The following is a 20,674-nucleotide window of genomic DNA, read 5'->3' as shown; positions in this document are numbered from 1 at the left end:
GCGACGAGCCTACAGGCTGGCCGCGCGCCGCAGGCGCAGCGCCGAGACGAGGAAGAAGACACCGCCGAGCACCGCGTAGCCGGCGAGGCTCGTGAGTCCCGTCCCGCCGTGCAGGCCCTGCGAGACGAACCCGGCACCGGCGAGCACCGAGATCCCTCCGCTGAGGATCATCGGCCACTGTCCACCCATACGGCGACGCGCGACGGCGAGGACGAGCTGGACCGCGCCGGCGGTGATCGCCCACGCTCCCCAGACGACGAGGACCGCCGGCGAGCCCGACACTGCGGCGATGCCGAGGCCGATCGCCGCGAGCAGGCTCAGCACCATGTTCACGACGAGTGCCCGAGCGGGCCTGGTGTCCCGGGACGACCGGTGGTCCCACACCGCAGCGGCGAGGTCGACGACCGGGTAGAGGACGAGCAGCACCACGACGGTCGCGGCGAGCGTCGGGAGCGTGGCGGCGATGACCGCGAGGGCGATCGCCCACAGGACGGCGAACCCGAAGCGGAAGAAGTAGAGCCGTCGGAGGGAGGAGGCGACGTTCGAGGTCGCGCGCTCGGTGGTGGTCATGGCGAGTCCGTTCGTCGGGGTCCAATGTAGAGTTACTAGTACGTCTACATCGAGGACTCTAGAGTTGGGTCCGTCGAGACCGCAAGCCCCGAGGGAGAGAACGTGACCGCCGGTTCGCCACCAGTCGACGGACGTCGCAGCGCCGTCGCGACGCGGGCGCGGATCCTCGACGCGGCGACCGAGCTCTTCGCCGCCTCGGGCATCCGCGGCACGAGTGCCGATCGGGTGATCGATCGGGTGGGGATCACGAAGGTCACCTTCTACCGGCACTTCCGCACGAAGACGGACCTGGCGGTGGCGTACCTCGAGGCCCAGGCAGACGGCGAGCGCGGAGCCTTCTCGCACGTCACGGACGGGCATCACGGTCTGGACGCGGCCCGAGCGATCGCATCCCTCATCGGGGAGGTGAGCTGCCTGCCGGGGTTCCGGGGCTGCCCGTTCATCAACGCCGCGGCGGAGACCCCCGACCCCGACGATCCCGTCCGCGCCGTCGTCCGTCGGCACCGGGAGTGGATGCACGGGTTCTTCGCCACGATCGCCGCCGACGCGGGCGCCCCCGACCCGGACGTCACGGCCGGCCAGCTGGTGATGCTCCGCGACGGGGCGATGGTCGGCGGGTACCTAGCGGATCCCGAGGCGATCGCGGGCGAACTCGACGCTGCGTTCACCGCCGTCCTGGACCGCTCCCGGCAGCCCGCCGCCGCAGAGGAGGAGCGGTACAAGTAATCCAGGCGGAAACCTGTTTTGCTTGTACGACAACGCCATGGAACTCGTTCGGGAGCACATCGCCCCGATCTGACCGTCGGGCGACCCCGTCCGCCGGCCGGACCGTCAGCCCGGCCAGCGCTCCGAGGTCCACGTGCCGTCCCCGTCCCGTTCGAACGCGAGCCGGTTGCTCGGCGCGTCCGTCGCACCACGCCAGAACAGCATCCGCACGGGCGTGATCGCGTAGCCGACCCAGGTGTCGGGCGGATCGAGCACGGCGTCCCGGTGCTCCGCGATGAACGCCGCCCAGGTCGCGCGCCGCACGTCGTCCTCCGCAGCGGCGAGCGGGTGGTCGTTGACCCAGGCGAGCACCTGTAGGTAGTGGGTCCTCGCGGCGTAGGCGGCCCGAGCCTCCTGGTCGGTGTCCGGCGCGACGTCCCCGGTGACGACGAGCTGTCGCGCGGTCTCCGGCCAGACGATCGTGGCGGTCGCCCTGGGGACCGCCGCGACCTCGGCGGCCTTCCGGCTCCTGGAGTCGGTGTGGAAGTGCAGGCGCTCCCCGTCGAACGCGGAGAGCAGCACGGTCCTCGCCGACGGGTAGCCGTCGAGGCCGATCGTCGACAGCGTCATCGTCACCGGCGCACCCGTGCCGGGGAGCCACGACACGGCGAGCGCCAGGGGGTCCGCCGGCGCCGCAGAAGCAGAACCGGAACCGGAACCGTCCGCGGTGACCTCGCCCGGCAGCACCGACGTCACCGCCGGACGGCGGGGTCGAACCGCGCGATCTCGTGGAGCGACGCGACCGCCTCGTCGAGCGAGACGTCCCACAGCGCCTTGCCGTACTCCGCCGTCGCGCGGCTCGCGTCCCCGATGACACCCGGTGTCCCGAAGTCGTTCGACAGCCACCCGAAGCTGACCGGGCCGCCGTTGAACCGGACGCGCTCGAACTCGGCGAGGTGGTCCGGCACCCACCGTTCGGCCTTCGACATGTCGACGAGGTCCGGACGCAGGTGCAGGATCATCGAGGTCTCCGCCGCGCCGCCGTGGATCCCGAGGCCGCGCTCGTCGGCGTCCTCGCCACCGGGCCCAGGCACGCGCGCCAGGGTCGGCATCAGGAACGTCTTCAGCCCGAACCGCTTCCGGATCTCGCGCAGGGCGACCTGCAGCAGCGCGACGTTCCCGCCGTGTCCGTTGGCGAACACCAGCGTGCCGGCACCGGTGAGGGCGACGGCGCGGCCGACCTGCACGACGGTGTCGAACATCGTCGCCTCGTCGAGCCACACGGTGCCCGGCGCCCAGCTGTGCTCGTCCGACTTCGTGAACGCCAGGGTCGGGAGCCGCCACACGTCGAGCCCCTCGGTCGCCGCGCGCTCGACGGCCGCGCCGCCGATGTGGTCCGCGAGCAGGAAGTCGGTCAGGAGCGGCAGGTGCGGTCCGTGGTGCTCGACGGCGCCGGTGGGCTGGACGACGATCGTGTCGGGCGTGAACCGTGCCGCGACCTCGGGGCCGGACAGCTCGGCGAGGTTCCTCGTCCCGCTCACTTGCCGAATCCCGGGATGCTCGGCTGCGCCGACGCCGTGGACCCGCCGGACTCGACCAGCGCGGGGTCGATCACGTGCCCGGGGTTCAGCAGTCCGGCGGGGTCGGTGCGCTGCTTGAGCGCGACGAGTTCCTCGACGCCGTGGTCGACGTAGTACTGGTGGGGGCTGTGCACGCGGACGCCGAGGTCGCGGAGTGCCGGGTAGCCGGCGTAGACGTCCTCGGCGCCGGTGTACGGCGCGGTCAGCATGCCGATCGGCCCGATGTGCGCCGCCTCGATGTGCAGCATGGCGCCCGGGTACACCGCCTCGACCTCGGCGATGCGGTCGATCAGCGCCTCGCCGCCGACCTCGACGTGGAACCAGACGGTGTCCGGCGAGTTCCGCTTGAGCCACCAGATCGGGTGGTTGTAGGACAGCATCGAGACCTTGGTCGTCTGCTGGAGGCCCTCGCGGACGTCCTCGACGGTGCCACCCGCTGCCTCGATGAGGTCCCGCGACTCCTCGAGCACGACGGCGTCGATGATCCCGCGCAGGCTCGCCCGGTCGACGGCGATGGCGGGGTCCTTCGGCAGCTTCGCCGCGATCTCGGCTCGGTCGGCGCTCACGAGGCGTGGTGCCGGGGTCGTCCCACGGAGCGTGCGGACCGCGGTGAGCGCCTGCTCGAAGGTGGGGAACGTCGCGTACACGGCCCGCCAGTCCTGCAGGGGCTCGAGCCGCACGGTGGCGCGCGCGATGACCCCGGCTGTGCCGTAGGTGTGCACGAACGTCTGCGCTTCGGCGCCCTCGACGTGCAGCAGTCCGTCCTCGCCGGGGAGCGCGATGTCGAGCGCGGTGACGAAGCCCTCCCAGTTCGATCCGTGCGAGATCGACCCGGTCCCGCCGGAGCCGCCGGACAGGAAGCCGCCGATCGTCGACTGCGCGGTGGACGGGTACATCCAGAGCTGCTGCCCGGCGGCCGCTGCGGCCTGTTCGAGCGAGACCATCGAGGCGCCGGCCTCTGCCGTGACGTACCCGTCGCCGACCTCGACGACGGCGCGCGCCCGCGAGGTGTCGAGCACCACACCGCCGTGCAGCGGGATGCCCTGGCCGTAGTTGCCGGTTCCCTTGCCCCGGGTGGTGACGGGGACGCCGTGCCGCGCCGCGAGCTGCAGGACGGCGGCGATCTCGTCGGCGCTCGCGGGGTACGCGACCAGGTCGGCGAGGCCGAGGGGGAGCTGTTCGGTGAGGATCGGGCTCATCGTCGCCTCGTCCACGGACGCGCGTTCGCGCGTCCGCTGGTCGGTGCTGACGCCGCGGTCGCCGAGCAGGTCGACGAGCGCGACCCGCAGGGTGTCGAGGGATTCCTGGGTGGCGGGCATTGGGGGGCTCCTGTGGGGTGGTCGGACGGGAGGCTCGGTGACGGTCCGGCACCGAGCCTCCAGAACGGTGGGTGGGGCCGACCACCGCGATGGCGGCCGGCCCCGTGGCCGGCTAGAAGCCGAACCCGATCTTGTCGTCGAGGAACTTGTTCGTGTAGAGGTCGTCGGCCGTGAGGCCCGCCTTCACGTGTCCGCCGGATGCGTCGAAGATCGGCTTCGCCTTCGCGATGAAGTCCGTCATCCGGTCGGCGTCCATGTCGCCGACGTAGGCGTTGTCGCCGTCGGTCGCGACCTTCAGCTTCTTCATCTGCTTGACGGCGAACGCGCCGACCTGGGCGTCGTAGGTCCAGCCGTTGTTGTACTGCTGGACGAGCTGGTCGATCAGGTCGTTCGTCGGCGTCGGGTTCTTGAAGTAGTCGACGTCGGCCTGCTGCATCACCGGCACGAGCTTCTCGAGGCACGGGCTCAGCTTCTCGAGGTCACCGCTGCGGACCGACATGGTCTCGGGGTACGGGTTCCACCCGGTGCTGGAGATGAGCGAGTAGTCCACCTTCTTGCCCCAGGCGGCGACCTCGTTCTGGTAGATGTACGGCTCGGCGGTGGCGAAGCCCTGCTGGGCGTCCTTGCCGCCGGCCGAGACGAACTTCGACGGGGTGCCGTCGTAGCTGCCGTCGAGGACGCTCTTCGGCAGGTTGCCGGACTGCTCGAGGTAGGTCATGTACGCGGCGCCGCTGAAGTAGCGCACGACGCCGTCGTTCTTCTCGAGCGCCTTGCCGAGCGACTTGATCGAGTCGACGTCCTGGTACTTCGACGGGTCCCACATGAGCACCATCGGCGACTGGTCGTTCTCGGCGAACACCGCGGTGGTCGGCAGGTTGTCGGAGAACTGCACGGCCTCGTCGGTGGAGACGTAGCCGAGGGTGATGTCCTTGTCCTGGTACATCTGCGAACTGACGGTCGAGTAGCCGATCGCCGGGCCGCCTGCACGGACCTCGAGCTGCACGCCGGTCGACTTGCCGTTGGCGTACAGGTCGCCGGTGACGGACTTGCCGCTCGCGTCGATCTTCGGGTTCGGTCCGAGCATCTGGTACAGGTGGCCGTGGTCGGCTTCTGGGTTCCAGTCGGTCTGGACGACGACGGTCGCCGGGCAGACGTCCGACAGGTCGACGGCCGGGCCGCTCGCCGTGGACGCGGTCGACGTGCTGTCGCCGGTCGCGGCGCCGGATCCGCTCGCACAGCCGGTGAGGGCGATCGCGGTGACGCCGAGGGCGGCGGTCGCGATGCCGAGGCGGGTCTTGATGCGCATGGGTGCTCCGTTCGTGGTGCTGTTCACGTGGTGCGTCGGGATGATGGGAGGGATGGTCGGGGGGGCTCAGCCGAAGTCGTGCCAGCGCCCGACGGCGAGGCGACCGATCAGGCCGAAGAGCAGGAAGACGGCGACGCCGTAGAGCGAGGCGATGATGATGGTCGCGTAGAGCTCCGGGCCCATCAGGCGTGAGGCGGTGACCTGGATGAGGACGCCGAGCCCGGGGTTGCCGCGCTGGAAGAACTGGTCGCCGACGATCGCGCCGATGACCGACAGCCCAGCGGAGGTCCGCAAGCCGACGAAGATCGACGGCAGCGCGGCGGGGACCTGGAGCTTCATGAGCTGCGCGCCGCGCCCGGCCCGCTGCAGCTGGAAGAGCTCGCGTTGCGCCCGGTCGGCGGACTGCAGTCCGAAGAGCGTGTTGGAGACCATCGGGAACAGGGCGATCATCACCGTGACGATGACCCGGCTGGTGAACTCGTAGCCGAACAGGGCGCCGATGAGCGGCACCAGCGCCAGGATCGGCACGCACTGCAGGACGACGGCGTACGGGTAGAGCGAGTTCTCGAGCCACTTCGCCTGCGCCATCAGCATCGCCCAGACGACACCGATCACGATCGCGAACGCGAGCCCGGTCAACGAGACGACCGACGTGCGTCCGAGCGCCTTCCACAGGTCGCTGTCGAACGTCGTGGGGGCACCGTTCACGCCGGTGTCCCAGACGATCGCCTTGAGCACGAGGTGCGGGTACGGCACCAGGAACGCGAGGTTCCTGACGTGGTCGTAGTAGGCGGCGGCCGCGTACCAGACGCCGATCAGGACGGCGAAGACCACGACCGGCTGCCACCACGTGACGGCGCGACGCGGTCGGGAGCGGCGGGTGGCGAGTCTCGCCGCCCTGGCCTCGGTGACCTGCTGCAGGGTCGTCATCAGCGGTGCCCCTCTCGGAGTGCGTGTGAGACCTCGCCGACCAGTTCGGCGAACTCGGGGGTGAACCGGATGTCGGGGTCGCGTGGCATCGGGAACGGGACGTCGAAGCGGCCGACGATGCTGCCGGGGCGACCGGACATCACGATGACCTTGGTGGACAGGTACACGGCCTCGGACACCGAGTGCGTGATGAACAGCCCCGCGAAGCGCTGCGCGACGAAGAGCCGGAGGAGCTCGTCGTTGAGGCGCTCGCGGGTGATCTCGTCGAGGGCGCCGAACGGCTCGTCGAACAGGAACAGCTGCGGGTCGAGGGTGAGCGACCTGGCGAGCGAGACGCGCATCCGCATGCCGCCGGAGAGCTGCTTCGGCAGGTTCGACTCGAAGCCGTTGAGCCCGACGAGGTCGATCGCCCGTCGTGCCTTCTCGGCCCGGTCGGCCTTCGGTGCGTGCTGCAGCTCGGCGAGCAGCTCGACGTTGCCCTGCACCGAACGCCACGGCAGCAGCGTGGCGTCCTGGAAGACGTAGCCGATCCGGTCCGCAGTGACCTGGGCGGTCCCGTCCGAGGCGGTCTCGAGGCCGGAGGCGATGCGGAGCAGGGTCGACTTGCCGCAGCCGGAGGGGCCGACGACGGAGACGAACTCGCCGCGGTCCACGGTGAGGTCGACTCCCTGCAGGGCGACGGTGCCGTTCGGGAACGTCATCTCGACGTTGCCGAAGTCGAGCAGCGTGTCCGTCGACGTGACGGGCGCTGGTGCGGTGGTGGTCACGTGTACCTCGTTTCGGTGGGGTGGGGCGGGCGGGTCGTGCCGGGGAGCCCGGTCAGGGGACGAGTTCGGGGGCGACGGGCGCTGCGAGCGCGGGTGCAGCGACGCTGCGGCGGACCTCGGTGACTGCGACGAGTCGGCCGTGCGCGATGACCACCCGGTCGGCGGGCGCGTTCGCCACGGCATCGACGACGCTCGTCGCGTCCACCGCGACGAGGTCCGCGCGCGCTCCTGGCGCGACGCCGGCGACGGGCAGGCCCATCACGCTGCGAGCGCCGTCGCTGACGAGCGCGTACGCCTCGTCCGGCGTCAGGTGCCCGGCAGTGACCAGGAGCGATGCCGTCTCGAACGCGTCGGACCGGCCGACGGGGTTGAACGGGTCGCGGACGTTGTCCGCGCCGGCGGCGACGCGGACGCCGGCGTCGAGCAGGGCGCGCAGGGCGGTGAGTCCGCGGGGCGTCGACACCGGGTGCTGCCAGCCCTGCAGGTACAGGTTCGTGATCGGGAGGGAGATCACCCCGATGTCGGCGGCGAGCACGTCCGCGACGACCTCGGCGAGACGGCCGGGTTCGAGCGTGCCGAGCCGGACGCAGTGCCCAGCGGAGTACTGCCGGTCGCGGGGCCAGTCGCGCACGATCCTTGCGTACCGGTCGAGGGTGACGGGGCCGTCCAGGCTCTCGTCCGCGTGCAGGTCGACGCCGAGGCCCCGCCGCTCGGCGATGGCGAGGAGCCGCACGAGGTCGGCCTCCGGGTCGTCGGCGAGGTGCGGGGCGCCACCGACCAGGTCGACGCCGAGGTCGAGGACCGCCTCGACGTGCTCGTCCGGCGCGTGGTGTCCGGCGAGCGCGACGAGCTCCAGGTCGACGAGCCCGGCGAGCTCGCGGCGGACCTGCACGAGCGCGCGCGCACCACGGGTGGCCGCCTGCACGTCGGCGGCCCCGCGGGCGCTCAACACGTCGACGTGGGTCCGGATGGAGGTCGTCCCGGCAGCGAGCATCGCGAGGGCCTGCGTCCGTGCCCGATCCGCGATGTCGGCCACGGTCATGTCGTCGGCGTGGTCGACCCATGCCTCGATCGCGGACCCGAGGTCGCCGAGCGGCGGCTGGATGCGGTCGAAGCTCAGGGCCTTGTCGAGGTGCGCGTGCGGTTCGGCGGGCGCGGTGAGCAGGAGCCGGCCCTGCAGGTCGAACGTCGCCGCTGCGTCGGCGGTGAGGGAGCCGGCCGCAGCGACCTCGACGACGATCTCGCCGTCGATTCGGACGTCGACGGTGCGCCCGTCCGGCAGTGTCGCTCCGCGCAGCAGGGCAAGTGCGTTCGGCAGGGATGACCGCATCGGAACGCCCTCTCGATCGTGTGTCAGAATGTTGATCGCATCAACATTGGTGATGCTATGAGGACCACGTTTCCCACGTATTTCGCGGCGGTTGCCATGTGTGACGGTCGCGTCCCGGTGAAACCCCGCCCGTGACCGACCGACGGAGGAACAGTGCCCACCGACCTCATCGAGCCCGGCTCGACGAACACCCGCGTCGTCGACGAGCAGGCGCTCCGCACCGGCGAGCACATCCGCGCGCTGCGCCGGTCGCACGGCCAGACCCTCGTCCAGCTCGCCGAACGCACCGGGCTGTCGCACCCGTTCCTCAGCCAGCTCGAACGCGGGCACTCCCGCGCCAGCATGGTCTCGCTCGAGAAGATCGCGATCGCGTTGGGCACGAGCCAGGTCGAGCTGCTCGCGGCCGGGGACTCGCAGCACCGCGAACCCGACGACCGCTCCCCCGACGTCCTGCGTGCCGCCGACGGTGCGCGCGGTCCGTTCTCGAAGGGCGAGGCGCGCCTGCTCGTGCACGGTGGCCGGCACGCGTTCGAACCGCTCGAGTTCACCGGCATGAACACCGACCCCGGCGAGTACTACGAGCACCGCGAGGACGAGTTCCTCTACGTGCTGTCCGGCTCGCTGCTCCTCGACCTCGGCAGCTCCGGCGTGCAGCACCTGGAACCGGGCGACTCCGCGTACTACCGCGGCGGCACACCGCACCGGTGGTGCAGCCCGGACGGCGGCAGGTTCCAGCTCGTCGTGGTCAAGCAGAGCCCGTTCGGCGGGGAGGGCGGCGCATGAGCGCTCGGTTCCCCCTCCGGATCGCCGCCCGCCGGACCGTCGCGTCGGACGTCGTCGCGATCGACCTCGCCGCGGTCGGCCCCGAGCCGCTCCCCACCTGGCAGCCGGGCGCACACCTCGACGTCGAGGTCGCACCCGGTGTCGAGCGGCAGTACTCGCTCGTCACCACCACGGACGACGGGCACTGGCGGGTGGCCGTCCTCCGCGAGCACGGTGGCCGCGGTGGCTCGGTGGCCGTCCACGACACGCTCGAGGTCGGGAGCACCGTGACGGTCGGCGGCCCGCGCAACCACTTCACCTTCGAGCCCGACCGACCCGCGGTGTTCGTCGCCGGCGGCATCGGCATCACCCCGATCGCCGCGATGATCGCCGAGGCCGAACTCCGTGGGACCCCGTGGGAGCTGCACTACGCGGGTCGCCGGCGGGACGCGATGGCCTTCGCCGAGGACCTCGTGACCGACCACCCGGGCCGGGTGTCGCTCGCCGTCGCCGACGAGGGCACACGACTCGACGTCGAGGCACTGCTCGCCGCGCCACGTGACGCGGTCGTGTACTGCTGCGGCCCGAAGCGCCTGATGGACGCGGTCGAGGCGGCGGCGGCGCACTGGCCGGACGGCAGCGTCCGGGTCGAACGGTTCGAGGCCTCCGACGCCGCCACGCTCCCCGGCACGGAGTTCGAGGCCGAGCTGGCCGTGTCCGGGATGACCCTGACCGTGCCGGCGGACCGCACGCTGCTCGAGGTCGCCGAGGACGCCGGGGTGTTCGTCCTGTCGTCCTGCCGCGAGGGCGCGTGCGGCACCTGCGAGACGCCGGTGCTCGAGGGCTCGGTCGACCACCGCGACGCCGTGCTGAGCGCCGCGGAACAGGCCGGCGACCACACCATGATGATCTGCGTGTCCCGCGCGGCACGGGGCTGCCCGCGCCTGGTCCTCGACCTCTAGCCCGAAACCGCCCCGAAACGCACCGCTGCTAGAACCGGTCCATGCTCACCGTCTCCGGCGCACGCCGCGTCCTCGTCGACCCCAGGACCGAGCGGGACGGAGACGTCCTCGTCGACGACGGCTCACCCGACCACGCGACCCTCGACGCCTCCGGCTGCGTCGTCACCCCCGGCCTCGTCAACGCCCACCACCACCTGCTGCAGACGGCCTTCCGGACCCTCCCGGGCACGCGTGGCGTACCCATGTCGGCCTGGCTGCCGACGATGGCCGATGCGTACGGCCGGGTCGGCCACGATCCCGAGCTCTACGGACTGGCGGCGACCGTCGGAGCCGCGGAGGGCCTCCTGTCCGGGGTCACCACGATCGCCGACCACCACCTGAACTGGCCGGCCACGGCCTCCGCGGACGACACGGTCGCCCTGGCGGCCGCGACCGCCGACGCGGTCCGCGCGCTCGGTGGCCGCCTGGCGTTCGTCCGCGGCTCCGCCCGGGACGACCCGGACCGCGCGGCCGCATCTGCCGAGGCGATCGTGACCGGCCTGCTGCACCCGGACGCCGTCGGCGGGGTCGACCCCGACGGTCTGCTCCAGGTCGCGGTCGGACCGGCGGGCGTGCACTCCGACGGTGAGGCAACGTTCCGCGCGCTCGGCGACGTGGCCGCACGCCACGGGCTCCGCCGCAGGACGCAGGCGAACGAGCAGGTCGACACCGCCATCGCGCTCGAGCGGTACGGCCGACGGCCGATCGACCTGCTCGAGGACTGGGGCTGGCTCGCGCCGGACGTGACCATCGCGCACCTGTGCGACGTGACCGACGACGAGATCGCCCGGCTCGCCGCCGCCGGCGTGACCGCGACGCACGCGCCGGGGTGCGACGTGCCGATGGGGTGGGGCATCGCCCCGGTCGCACGGCTCACGGACGCCGGGATCATGGTCGGACTCGGGACGAGCGGTGGCGGCAGCAACGACGCCGGGCACCTGCTCGCGGACGCCCGGCTCGCGATGCAGGTGTCGGCACTGGTCGGACCGCAGCTCCCGGCACGGCAGGTGCTCGGGATGGCGACGGAGGGCTCCGCCGTCGGCCTCGGTCGACCGGAGCTCGGCCACCTCGGTGCCGGTTCCGCCGGGGACCTGTGCGTGTGGGACGTTTCCGGTGTCGCCGACGCCGGTGTCGACGACCCGGTGGCCGGCCTGCTGTGGGCGTCACCGGGGCGCCGGCCCCGGCACGTCGTCGTCGGTGGGCGCGTGGTGGTCAGGGACTTCGCGCTCGTGGCCGCCGACGAGCGCGAGCTCGCGGCCCGGCTGCGGGACCGGTTGGCACGGACGCCGGTCACGCCGTGACGGACAGGTCCGCCACCACCGGCGTCGACCGCTCGGGCCTCGTCCACATGCCCTACCGGGCGCTCGGTGTCGTCGAGCGGTGCTTCGATCTCACGGTCAGGCGTGCAATCCGGACCCGCCGCCGACGACGACGTTCTCACCCGTGATGTAGCCGGCGTCGTCGGACAAGAGGAAAGCCACTGTCGCGGCGATTTCGCGGGCCGCACCGAAGCGGCCGAGCGGAATCGCGGTCGACATCGACTCGGTGATCGTGGAGAGCTGCTCTGGGGGCAATCCGGACTTGGCCCATATCGGTGTCGTGATCGCTCCCGGGCTGACCGCATTGACCCTGATCCGGCGTGGCGCGAGCTCCAACGCGAGTGAAGGAACCATCGACAGGAGAGCTCCTTTACTGCCGGCGGCGGCGCTGCCACCGGCAATCCCGCGCGTTGCACCGATACCGACCATGAACACCACGGACGCACCATCGGTGAGCAGAGGTGCGGTCTTCTGCAGAGTGAAGAACTGTCCCTTCGTGTTCGTGGCGAACAGTTCGTCGTAGGTCGTTTCGTCGATCGCTTCAAGCGGCAGCGCCTTACTGATGCCGGCGTTGAGGAACACACCGCTGAGTGCACCGAATCGCTCCGTGATCTCGGCCACCAACCGGTCAGAGTCCGCGAGCGATGCTGCGTCCGCCTGCACCACCACCACCTCTTCCGGAAGGATCTCCCGGGCGGTACGGATCGTGTCCGGATTCCTCCCGGTGACGACCACCCGTGCGCCTCGCTCGTGCAGGAGCTGGGCTGTCGCAAGCCCGATCCCGCTGGTTCCACCAGTGATGAGCACAGTCTGTTCTGCCATCAGATCTCCGAATTCCCTATTCGGAGGCACCCTCCGACTGAACTCGACGATACGTGCCCCGGGTATTCTGTGCAAACGATGAGTGCCGAACAGCAGCGGAGACCCCGCGCAAGGATCGCCGAGGCACGCCGTAACCGGCAGACCCTGCTCGACACTGCGACCCGGCTGTTCGCCGAGGGCACCGGCCCCGTGGCGTTGGAGACGATCGCGCGGGCCGCGGGAGTCGGCATCGGCACTCTGTACCGGCACTTCCCGACGCGGGAAGCGCTCGTCGAAGCGGTGACGCTCGATCAGATGGCTCACCTGCGCGAGACCGCGACGACGTTGCTCGCCACCAGGCAACCCGTCGAGGCGTTCCGGGAATGGCTGGGCGCTTTCGCCCGGTGGTCCCGGACCAAACACGGGATGCTCGACACCCTCAGCAAGATCATGACCACCGGCAACCTCGACGCCGGCTCACTCCGCGCCACGTTGACGGAGACAGTCGGACTCTTTCTCGATGCAGGCATCCAGGACGGCACATTCCGCGACGACGTGCCGGCCGGCGACATCGCAGGACTCCTTGCATCGACGTTGGTCACCCACTCGGCTGACGCCCAGCAGGAACAACTCGACAGACTCCTGCATCTGATCGTCGACAGCCTGCGCCCTCTTTGACCCCGACCATCACGCGGCTCGTTGCTCTTGGCGTCCGGCCCCGGCACGTCGTCGTCGGCGGGCGCGTGAGGGACGGGAGGCTCGTGGCGGTGCCGCCACGAGCCTCCTGTCCTGTGGTGGTCAGTCCGCGAACCGCTTCTGCAGCCGGAGGAAGACCGCCGAGACGCCGACCACGATGACGAACCCGACGACGGCGAGCGCCGTCGCGAGCCCCATCGACTGCGCCGTCGTCCCGAACCCGCCGAAGCCGGTCCGGTAGAACAGCGTGCCGAGGACGTCCGTCGAGCCGCTCGGCCCGGCCTGGCTCCCCTGCATGATGTAGATCAGGTCGAACGTCCCGAAGGCGCCGATGAAGTTCATCGTCGTGATGAGCAGGATCGTCGGCCGGATCGCCGGGATGAGGACCGACCACAGGATCCGGAACCGCCCGGCACCGTCGAGCGCTGCGGCGTCCATCGTGTCCTGCGGCACCTCGGTCAGCGACGCGAGGAACACCAGCACCGGGAAGCCCATGCCGACCCACGCCGTGATGACGGCGATCGTCGGGAGCGCGAGCGTCGTCGACCCGAGGAACGGCAGCGCGAGGGCGTCGAGGTGCAGCGCGTGCAGCACGGAGTACAGCACGCCGCTGTTCGGTTCGAGGTAGATCGTCCAGATGTACGCGATCGCGACCGGGGGCAGCGTGAACGGCAGCATCATGATGATCGAGTAGCGCTGCGACGCCCGCTCGTTGACGATCATCATCATGTACGCGAGCCCGATGCCGAACACGAGCGTCAGGACCATCGAGATGGCGAAGAAGTACAGGTTGTGGCCGACCGCCCGCCAGAACTCCGGGGCGAACGAGGGGTCGAAGAGCGTGAACGCGTAGTTCCCGAGGCCGATGAAGTTCGACAGCGGGCCGGTGCCGTTCCAGTTGTAGAAGCTGTACCGGACGCCGTCGAGCAGCGGGAACACCACGAAGACCGCGAAGAGCAGGAACGCCGGGGCCACGAAGGCGGCGAGGATCGCGACCTGGCGCTTCGGCATCCCGCGGGGGACCCGCGGTGCTGGCTGGTCCGAGGGAGCCGCGGGAGACGGGGCCGGCGTGCCGCCCCGCCTCCCGGAATCGGTGATGGTGGCCATGGTCACTTGGCCCCGAAGTACCAGTCGAGCTTGCCGTTGATGTGCTCGGCGGCTTCCTGCGGGGTCGTCTTGCCCTCGAGGAGCGGCACGACGACGTCCTGCTCGGCCGTGTACACGCCCGAGGTCGTCGACACCGTCTTCTTCTTCGAGAGCGACGCCGGGTCGGGGTCCGGCGTGTCCATCGGCGAGCGGATCCCGATGATCGGGTTCGCCGCCTGGGTGTCGAACCACTCCGCGGCCTGTCGGCTGAGCGGGTACTTCTTCGGGATCGTCACCCCGGCGATCGGGGAGATCTCCCCCGCGACGTCCGAGAACGCGTTGCCGAACTTCTTCGTCGCCGTGTAGGCGATGACCTTCTCGGACGCCTTCTCCACGGCCGAGTCACCGATCTTCGCGTTCATCGAGATGTTGCCGTCGACGTACCAGGTGATCTTCGGCTTCTGGCCGTTGGGCGACGGGACGAGCATCTGCCCGTAGTCGAGGTCGGGGTTCACCTGGTCGATCGTCGCCGTGTCGAAGATGCCGTCGATGATGAACGCCGCCTTGCCGAGCGCGAAGGCCGTCTCCTGCTCGTTGCCGGCCGAGCCCGTCGCCTGCCAGTTGTCCTGCAGGTACGGCGCGAGGTCCTGGAACGCGGCGAGCGACTGCACGAACTCCGGGTCCGTGTAGTCCGACTTCTTGTCCGTGATCGCCTGCGCGGTGGTGTTGCTCACCGTGGACGCGCCGACCGCCTGCAGCTGGAGCGACATCAGCCACTGTTGGACGCCCATCGTGTACATCGGGGTCGTCCCCTTGGACTTGAGCTTCTTCATCGCGGCGATGAACTGCTTCCACGTGGTCGGCTTCTCGATGCCGGCGTCCTTGAGGATCTTCTTGTTGTAGAACATCGACATCGTCTGGACCGCGAAGGGGACACCGTACGTCTTGCCCTCGTACTGCGCGGCCGCGAGCGACGCCGGCTTCATGCCGGAGGTGTCGGCGACGTCGTCGATCGGCTTGACGAGACCCGCCGCCGCGTACGTCTGCGTGCCGTTGCCGGCGCGGTCGTAGAAGATGTCCGGCCCGCTCCCACCGTTCATCGCGGTCTTCAGCACGGAGTCGTAGGACGTCGCGGAGATGGACCGGAACTTGATCGTGAGGTCGGTGCCCTCGGCGCGCAGGTTCTTCTGGACGCTCTCCCACAGGGGCTTGTCCTGGGAGCGCCACGACCAGACGGACACGGTCGGCCCGCTCGAGTCCCCGCTGTCGGCACCGGCGGCGGACCCGCCCGCTGAACACCCGGCGAGGGCGATGGCGGCTGCGGCGACGGCGCCGACGACCGCGAGGGTCCTGCCGCGACGGTGTCGGGTGGTGTGCGTTCGTTGCATGGCTCCGGACGTCCTTTCGGGGTCGGTCGGCTTTCGGGTTCGGTCGGCTTTCGGGGTCGGTCGGGGAAGCGGTCAGGCCTTGACGCCGCCGCCGACGAGGTTCCGTCGGAACTGCTTCGCGACGAGCAGGAACCCGATGAGGGTCGGCAGGCTGATGATGACCAGACCAGCGAGGAGGAGTTGCCACTCCGTGGAGTGCTCGCCGACGAAGGAGAGGATGCCGACGGGCACGGTCATGCTCGACGGGTCCTGCACGAGGAGCAGCGGGAGGAAGAACTCCTTCCACGCCGACAGGAACTGGAAGATCGCGACGATGCCGAGCGCCGGGCGGATCAGCGGCAGCACGATGTGCCAGTAGATCCGCAGCGGGCCGGCACCGTCCATCACCGCGGCCTCCTGCAGCTCGAAGGGGATCGTCCGCATGAAGTTGACGAGGATGAACACGCTGTAGGAGATCCCACCGGACGCGAACACGATGACGAGCGACGTGAGCGTGTTCAGCAGGTGCAGGTTCTTGATGAGGATGAAGATCGGCAGCGCGATGATCTGGATCGGCAGCGCGAGGCCGGACACGAAGAACAGGTACAGCAGCTGGTTGCCCGTGAAGCGGTAGCGCGCGATCACGAACGCGGCGAGCGACGAGAACGCCAGGATCGCGGCGACGGTGACGCACGCGACGATGATCGTGTTGGCCAGGAAGCGCCCGATGTCGCCCTCGTTCCAGGCGTTCGGGTAGTTCTCGACGTGGAAGACGTCCGGCCACGACAGCGGGGTGCCGAGGATGCCGGGGATGTCCTTGAACGACAGGAACACGACGAACAGCAGCGGCAGCAGCACGACGATCGACGCGATGACGAGGACGACGTGGCTCACGACCGGAGCGGCGCCGGCCCGCCGGCCGCGGTGCCGCGTCGGTGCTGCTCCTGCGGGGCGAGCGGGCCGAGTGGGGATGGCGGTCATGAGCGGCATCCTTTCCGTGGTTCTTCGTCTCGGGAGCGAAGTTGTCGGAAGGTTACCTAGCGCGACGCAATTGCGTCAATGGTTTACGTGATCAGGAAACACGATCGCAACACGCTCCCCACGGACCGGATGACCGCATCGCCCTGTGCCTCGTCGAAGCCGCGCGTGCAGACCGCCAGGACGGACGCATCATCGGCGTCCGCAGTGGTCGCGAACGCGGCGACGTCGTGCACGACCCCCGGGACCCACCCGCTCTTCGACCCCCACCACCGACCGGGTGGCAGCTCGCGCGCGATGTGCGGAAAACGCTGTCGTGCGAGCACCGCACGCGCGAACGCGGCGCTCGACGCGGAGAGCACGCGACCGGACACGAGCAGGTGCATCGTGCGGGCGAGGTCGGACGCGGACGACCGGTTCTCGAGCCCCGCACGCTGCGCCGGCACGTCGCCGAGCTTGCGGGCGAGGACCGTCCGGCCGAGCTCCGCCGCGCGGATGGTCTCCGCGATCCGTCCGGGACCGAGCAGGTCCAGGAGCACGTTGGTCGCCTCGTTCGAGGACCGTTCGATCATCATCCCGGCGAGCGACGCGACGGTCGCCTCCGCACCGTCCGGCGGGAACTCCGGGTCGGCGTCCTCGGGATCCGGTCGGACGACGATGCCGCCGCCCGCCGCCGACGCCGTGGTCGAGGACACCGTGACCGATCGGTCCAGCGCGATCGTGCCGTCATCGACCGCCAGGAGCAGGGCGAGGAGCACGACGAGCTTGATGGTGGAGGCCGCTGGCAGCACCACGTCGGCGTCCCGTTCGGACACCGTGCCACCGGTGGGGTCGAGGAGCACCCAGGTGACGAGCGGTCCGCCGTCACCCGCCACGCTCACCGGCACGCGAACGCCAGTTCGGCGACGTCGCGACGCAGCGCCGTGACACCCGACCCGTGTCGTGTGGGGTGCACCCGGTTCGTCAGCAGCACGATCGTCAGTCCGGCATCCCGGTCGACCTGGACCGACGCGCCCGTGAACCCGGTGTGCCCGCGCGAGGCCGTGCCGGAGGCGCCCATCCACGACGTCTCGCCGACGCGGAGCCCGAGACTGGCTCCCGTCCCGTCACCGCGTGGATCCGGCCGTCCGGTCACCGTGGGCAACTGGTCGTCCCACATCCACCGCGCGGTGACCTCGGTCTCGCCACGACGGAGCACCTCGCCGAAGCGCGCGACGTCGTCGACGTCGGCGAAGAGCCCCGCGTTCGCGGTCGCGCCGCCGAGTGACCAGGACGACTCGTCGTGCACGTCGCCGCGCACGACGCCGCGGTGCAGCTCCGGCTGGTACTCGGTCGCGACGACGTCGTCCCGCAGCCCGACATCGGTCGGTCGGTAGCGCGTGTCCGCGAGCCCGAGCGGGACGAGCGTCTCGCGCGAGACGAGGTCGGCCCACGGCTCGCCGGTCGCGGCCTCCGCCACGAGCATGGCCGTGTTGAACCCGGTGCACGCGTACTCCCAGTGCCGGCCGGGAGGCTCGGTGAGCGTCGTGCGCGCCAGGTCCGCCCGCAGAGCGGCCCGGTCCGACAGCGGCGACGCCCGGAAGGTCGGGGCACCGTCCGGCAGCGCGGCGAGCGCCGCATCGAAGGGAGCCCGCCAGCCGGACCAGGTCGCCGGGAGCCCGGAGGTGTGGGTCAGCAGGTGACGGAGGGTGACGGCACGTCGGTCCGGGTCGGTCCGGTAGTCGGGCAGGTGTTCCGCGATCGGGTCGTCGAGGCCGAGCACACCGGACTCCACGAGCCGGAGGAGCGTGTACGCCGAGTACGTCTTCGTCACGGACGCCAGGTCGAACCGCGCTCCGTCGGCGACCGCGGTGCGCGCCTCGGCGGGGATCGCGGCACCGTCGTCGTCGACCGTCGCGACCGTGCCACGGACGCTCCGCGCCGCGACGTTCCCGTCGACGACCACGACGGCGGCCGCTGCGGAGGCGACCCCGCCGTCCACCGCGACGTCGAGGAGCGTGGTGAGCCGAGCCTCCAGGCTCATGCGGTCACCTGGTCGTCCGTCGCGTCCGCGAACCCGACCACGTCGTCACCCGCGGTGAGCGCGAGCCGGAGTCGGTCGGATCCCCAGAGGCGGTCGAGCGGGCAGCCGGGCTCCGGTGGGGCGTCCGCGGGCTGTGGCCGCACGGCGAACGCGTCCGGGTGCAGCCGCGCGGCGGTCCCGATGATCGCGAGGCCGGTCCGGACCGGCCGGAAGCGCTCGCGGTCCGTCACGTGGAGGACGACCCCGCGCACGACCTCCCCCGCGTACTTGTGGAAGGTCGGCCGGAAGCGGGTCTCGCGGAAGCGGACGCCGGGGAGCTCGAGTTCGCGGAGTGCCGGCACGAACCGGTCGTCGAGCCACGGTGCGCCGACGGTCTCGAACGGTCGGGTCGTCCCGCGCCCCTCGCTGAGGTTGGTGCCCTCGACGAGCCCGGTACCGGGGTAGACGAACGCGGTGTCCGGTGTCGGCAGGTTCGGCGACGGCGTGACCCAGGGCCCACCGTCGAGCGGCCACGGTGCGCGGTCGTCCCACTCCGCGACCTCGACGACGTCGAGCGCCGTGGTCGTCCGGAGGCCGCCGGTGCCGGTGGCGACCGCCGTCCTGGCGAGCTCGCCGAGGGTCAGCCCGTGCCGGATCGGGACGTCCACCCGTCCGACGAAGCTCGCGAACGCCGGATCGAGGCCCGGACCCTCGACGAGGGTCCCGCCGATCGGGTTCGGGCGGTCGAGCACGACCACCGGGACGCCCGCGCGGTCGGCGGCGACGAGGCAGTCGACCATCGTCCACGGGTACGTCCAGAACCGCGTCCCGATGTCCGGCAGGTCGACGAGCAGGAGGTCGATGCCCGACGAGGCCATCCGCTCGGCCAGTCGATCTGGGTCGAGCTCGTACGTGTCGACGACGGGCAGGCCGGTCGCGCGGTCGTGCTCGAGGCGCTCGGACTCCCCCGCCTGCCCCGTGCCGTGCATGCCGTGCTCCGGTCCGAACAACAGGGCGAGACGCACACCGATGCGCTGCAGGGCGTCGGCGGTGCGCTCGAAGCCGGCGGCGACGGCGGTGTCGTTCGTGACCAGGCCGACGCGGGCGTCGCCGATCACGGACGCGCGGAGCCCGGGGTCGGCGAGCAGTCGGTCGATCGCGGTCACCGCCACGTCACGCACCGCCACGTCACGCACCGTCACGTCACGCACCGTCGCGGAGCGGTCGGACGGCGGAGTGCGTGCGCCGGATGGCGGCGACGCTCCGGTCGTGGTCGGCGCGGGCGACCCCGACGAAGAGGTAGTCGACGACGGTGAGCTGCGCGATCCGGCTCGCCATCGCACCGGAGCGGAAGGCGGTCTCACGGACTGCGGTCCGGAGCACGGCGTCCGCGACACCGCCGAGTGGCGAGTCCGCGGCGTTCGTGATCGCCACCGTCGCGGCGCCGCTGTCGTGCGCGGCGCGGAGGAACTCGATCGCCTCGCGCGTCCGGCCGCTGTGCGAGAACGCGATCGCGACGCCGTTCGGGCCGAGCAGCGTCGCCGGGACCAGCGCGTCGTGCGCGTCCGCGAACGACAGCGCCGTCCGACCGACGCGGAGGAGTTTCTGCGCGAGGTCGCGGGCGCCGGCGTTGCTCGCGGACACACCGAACACGATGACGGTGTCCGCGGCGGCGACCCGGTCGATGACGGACTGCAGCACGTCGAGGTCGAGCGACGCCGCGGTCTCCTGGATCCCGACGATCTCGGACCGGCTGATCTTCGCGATCATCTCGGCGAGGGAGTCCGCGTCGGTGATGTCGGAGCCGTACTCGCCGACCTGACCGAACTGGGCGGACTCGGTCGCGAGCTCGGTGGCCATCTGCAACCGCATCGGGGCGTACCCGGTGAACCCGATCGTGCGGCAGAACCGGACGACACTCGTCTCGCTCGTGGAACAGTTGCGGGCCAGCTCGGTGATCGTCTGCTCGAGCACGATCTGCGGACGCTCGAGGATCGCCTCGGCCACACGCCTCGTCGAGGGCGGGTAGGTGTCGAGTCGCGACTGGATCGAGGTCCGGATGCTCACCCTGATGACACTATTGGGCGATTCCAGCACGGTCATGGACAACCTCTCCGAACGCGTTCCGATTGGTCGTCATGCTACGGAGCGGGAT

21 protein-coding genes are annotated in these 20,674 nt (G+C 70.8%); 5 read left to right on the top strand and 16 right to left on the bottom strand.

Annotated elements, in window-relative coordinates; all coding sequences use genetic code 11:
* Window positions 1-9: 9 nt before the first annotated feature.
* Entirely contained in the window at window positions 10-570 is a 561-nt protein-coding gene (locus AAEP80_RS04470; protein ID WP_420366116.1) for a hypothetical protein, read from the bottom strand.
* 102 nt (window positions 571-672) lie between these two features.
* Between AAEP80_RS04470 and AAEP80_RS04465 the strand changes: the two genes are divergently transcribed.
* Window positions 673-1,296 carry a TetR/AcrR family transcriptional regulator gene (locus AAEP80_RS04465; RefSeq protein ID WP_420366115.1) on the top strand — a complete coding sequence of 208 codons (624 nt, stop codon included), beginning with the start codon at window positions 673-675 and terminating at the stop codon, window positions 1,294-1,296.
* A 105-nt stretch (window positions 1,297-1,401) separates the two neighbouring features.
* Here AAEP80_RS04465 and AAEP80_RS04460 read toward each other — a convergent pair whose 3' ends face one another.
* The 7 genes from AAEP80_RS04460 to AAEP80_RS04430 form a co-directional block, all read right to left on the bottom strand.
* Complete coding sequence (locus AAEP80_RS04460; RefSeq protein WP_420366114.1) at window positions 1,402-2,031, bottom strand: pyridoxine/pyridoxamine 5'-phosphate oxidase; 630 nt, start codon at window positions 2,029-2,031, stop codon at window positions 1,402-1,404.
* Complete coding sequence (locus AAEP80_RS04455; protein WP_420366113.1) at window positions 2,028-2,816, bottom strand: creatininase family protein; 789 nt, start codon at window positions 2,814-2,816, stop codon at window positions 2,028-2,030. The genes AAEP80_RS04460 and AAEP80_RS04455 overlap by 4 nt, the downstream gene beginning before the upstream one ends.
* Window positions 2,813-4,174: an FAD-binding oxidoreductase gene (locus AAEP80_RS04450; protein WP_413600277.1), complete on the bottom strand. Its 1,362-nt coding sequence runs from the start codon at window positions 4,172-4,174 to the stop codon at window positions 2,813-2,815. The genes AAEP80_RS04455 and AAEP80_RS04450 overlap by 4 nt, the downstream gene beginning before the upstream one ends.
* A gap of 112 nt (window positions 4,175-4,286) precedes the next feature.
* Window positions 4,287-5,480: an ABC transporter substrate-binding protein gene (locus AAEP80_RS04445; RefSeq protein WP_420366112.1), complete on the bottom strand. Its 1,194-nt coding sequence runs from the start codon at window positions 5,478-5,480 to the stop codon at window positions 4,287-4,289.
* Between the two features lie 66 nt (window positions 5,481-5,546).
* Window positions 5,547-6,410: an ABC transporter permease gene (locus AAEP80_RS04440; protein ID WP_420366111.1), complete on the bottom strand. Its 864-nt coding sequence runs from the start codon at window positions 6,408-6,410 to the stop codon at window positions 5,547-5,549.
* Window positions 6,410-7,177 carry an ABC transporter ATP-binding protein gene (locus AAEP80_RS04435; protein WP_281266506.1) on the bottom strand — a complete coding sequence of 256 codons (768 nt, stop codon included), beginning with the start codon at window positions 7,175-7,177 and terminating at the stop codon, window positions 6,410-6,412. The genes AAEP80_RS04440 and AAEP80_RS04435 overlap by 1 nt, the downstream gene beginning before the upstream one ends.
* A gap of 52 nt (window positions 7,178-7,229) precedes the next feature.
* Window positions 7,230-8,507, bottom strand: a complete 1,278-nt coding sequence (locus AAEP80_RS04430) for an amidohydrolase family protein (protein ID WP_420366110.1) — start codon at window positions 8,505-8,507, stop codon at window positions 7,230-7,232.
* A 153-nt stretch (window positions 8,508-8,660) separates the two neighbouring features.
* Here AAEP80_RS04430 and AAEP80_RS04425 point away from each other — a divergent pair, with 153 nt between their 5' ends.
* Genes AAEP80_RS04425 through AAEP80_RS04415 form a run of 3 tightly spaced genes read left to right on the top strand, consistent with a single transcriptional unit; the run spans window position 8,661 to window position 11,571 of the window.
* Window positions 8,661-9,290 carry a cupin domain-containing protein gene (locus tag AAEP80_RS04425; protein WP_420366109.1) on the top strand — a complete coding sequence of 210 codons (630 nt, stop codon included), beginning with the start codon at window positions 8,661-8,663 and terminating at the stop codon, window positions 9,288-9,290.
* Complete coding sequence (locus tag AAEP80_RS04420; RefSeq protein WP_420366108.1) at window positions 9,287-10,231, top strand: PDR/VanB family oxidoreductase; 945 nt, start codon at window positions 9,287-9,289, stop codon at window positions 10,229-10,231. The genes AAEP80_RS04425 and AAEP80_RS04420 overlap by 4 nt, the downstream gene beginning before the upstream one ends.
* A gap of 41 nt (window positions 10,232-10,272) precedes the next feature.
* The gene (locus AAEP80_RS04415) at window positions 10,273-11,571 is read left to right on the top strand and encodes an amidohydrolase family protein (protein WP_420366107.1); all 1,299 of its coding nucleotides are present in this window, start codon (window positions 10,273-10,275) and stop codon (window positions 11,569-11,571) included.
* Between the two features lie 96 nt (window positions 11,572-11,667).
* On the opposite strand, the gene AAEP80_RS04410 is transcribed toward AAEP80_RS04415, so the two are convergent.
* Window positions 11,668-12,411 (bottom strand): SDR family oxidoreductase, encoded by a 744-nt coding sequence (locus AAEP80_RS04410; protein WP_420366106.1) that lies wholly within the window; start codon window positions 12,409-12,411, stop codon window positions 11,668-11,670.
* A gap of 78 nt (window positions 12,412-12,489) precedes the next feature.
* On the opposite strand from AAEP80_RS04410, the gene AAEP80_RS04405 reads away from it, so the two are divergent.
* Window positions 12,490-13,068: a TetR/AcrR family transcriptional regulator gene (locus AAEP80_RS04405; RefSeq protein ID WP_420366105.1), complete on the top strand. Its 579-nt coding sequence runs from the start codon at window positions 12,490-12,492 to the stop codon at window positions 13,066-13,068.
* A 120-nt stretch (window positions 13,069-13,188) separates the two neighbouring features.
* Here AAEP80_RS04405 and AAEP80_RS04400 read toward each other — a convergent pair whose 3' ends face one another.
* From AAEP80_RS04400 to AAEP80_RS04370, 7 genes are all read right to left on the bottom strand, one after another.
* Window positions 13,189-14,097, bottom strand: a complete 909-nt coding sequence (locus tag AAEP80_RS04400; RefSeq protein ID WP_420366104.1) for a carbohydrate ABC transporter permease — start codon at window positions 14,095-14,097, stop codon at window positions 13,189-13,191.
* 98 nt (window positions 14,098-14,195) lie between these two features.
* The gene (locus AAEP80_RS04395) at window positions 14,196-15,560 is read right to left on the bottom strand and encodes an ABC transporter substrate-binding protein (RefSeq protein ID WP_420366103.1); all 1,365 of its coding nucleotides are present in this window, start codon (window positions 15,558-15,560) and stop codon (window positions 14,196-14,198) included.
* 72 nt (window positions 15,561-15,632) lie between these two features.
* Entirely contained in the window at window positions 15,633-16,520 is an 888-nt protein-coding gene (locus tag AAEP80_RS04390) for a carbohydrate ABC transporter permease (protein ID WP_281266499.1), read from the bottom strand.
* An 83-nt stretch (window positions 16,521-16,603) separates the two neighbouring features.
* The gene (locus tag AAEP80_RS04385; protein ID WP_420366102.1) at window positions 16,604-17,404 is read right to left on the bottom strand and encodes a serine hydrolase; all 801 of its coding nucleotides are present in this window, start codon (window positions 17,402-17,404) and stop codon (window positions 16,604-16,606) included.
* Window positions 17,395-18,540, bottom strand: coding sequence for a serine hydrolase domain-containing protein (locus AAEP80_RS04380; RefSeq protein WP_420366101.1), 1,146 nt, complete (start codon window positions 18,538-18,540; stop codon window positions 17,395-17,397). Before AAEP80_RS04380 ends, AAEP80_RS04385 begins: the two co-directional genes overlap by 10 nt.
* Complete coding sequence (locus tag AAEP80_RS04375; RefSeq protein ID WP_420366100.1) at window positions 18,537-19,721, bottom strand: exo-beta-N-acetylmuramidase NamZ domain-containing protein; 1,185 nt, start codon at window positions 19,719-19,721, stop codon at window positions 18,537-18,539. Before AAEP80_RS04375 ends, AAEP80_RS04380 begins: the two co-directional genes overlap by 4 nt.
* Before the next feature lies 1 nt (window position 19,722).
* On the bottom strand, window positions 19,723-20,622 hold the full coding sequence (locus AAEP80_RS04370) for a MurR/RpiR family transcriptional regulator (protein WP_281266495.1): 900 nt from the start codon (window positions 20,620-20,622) through the stop codon (window positions 19,723-19,725).
* Window positions 20,623-20,674 lie beyond the last annotated feature (52 nt).

Origin of the sequence: Curtobacterium sp. L3-7 (assembly GCF_048756585.1) — a bacterium.
Classification (GTDB): Bacteria; Actinomycetota; Actinomycetes; order Actinomycetales; family Microbacteriaceae; genus Curtobacterium.
The sequence above is the reverse complement of the archived record's forward strand: the minus strand, read 5'-3'. Positions and strand labels throughout refer to the sequence as shown.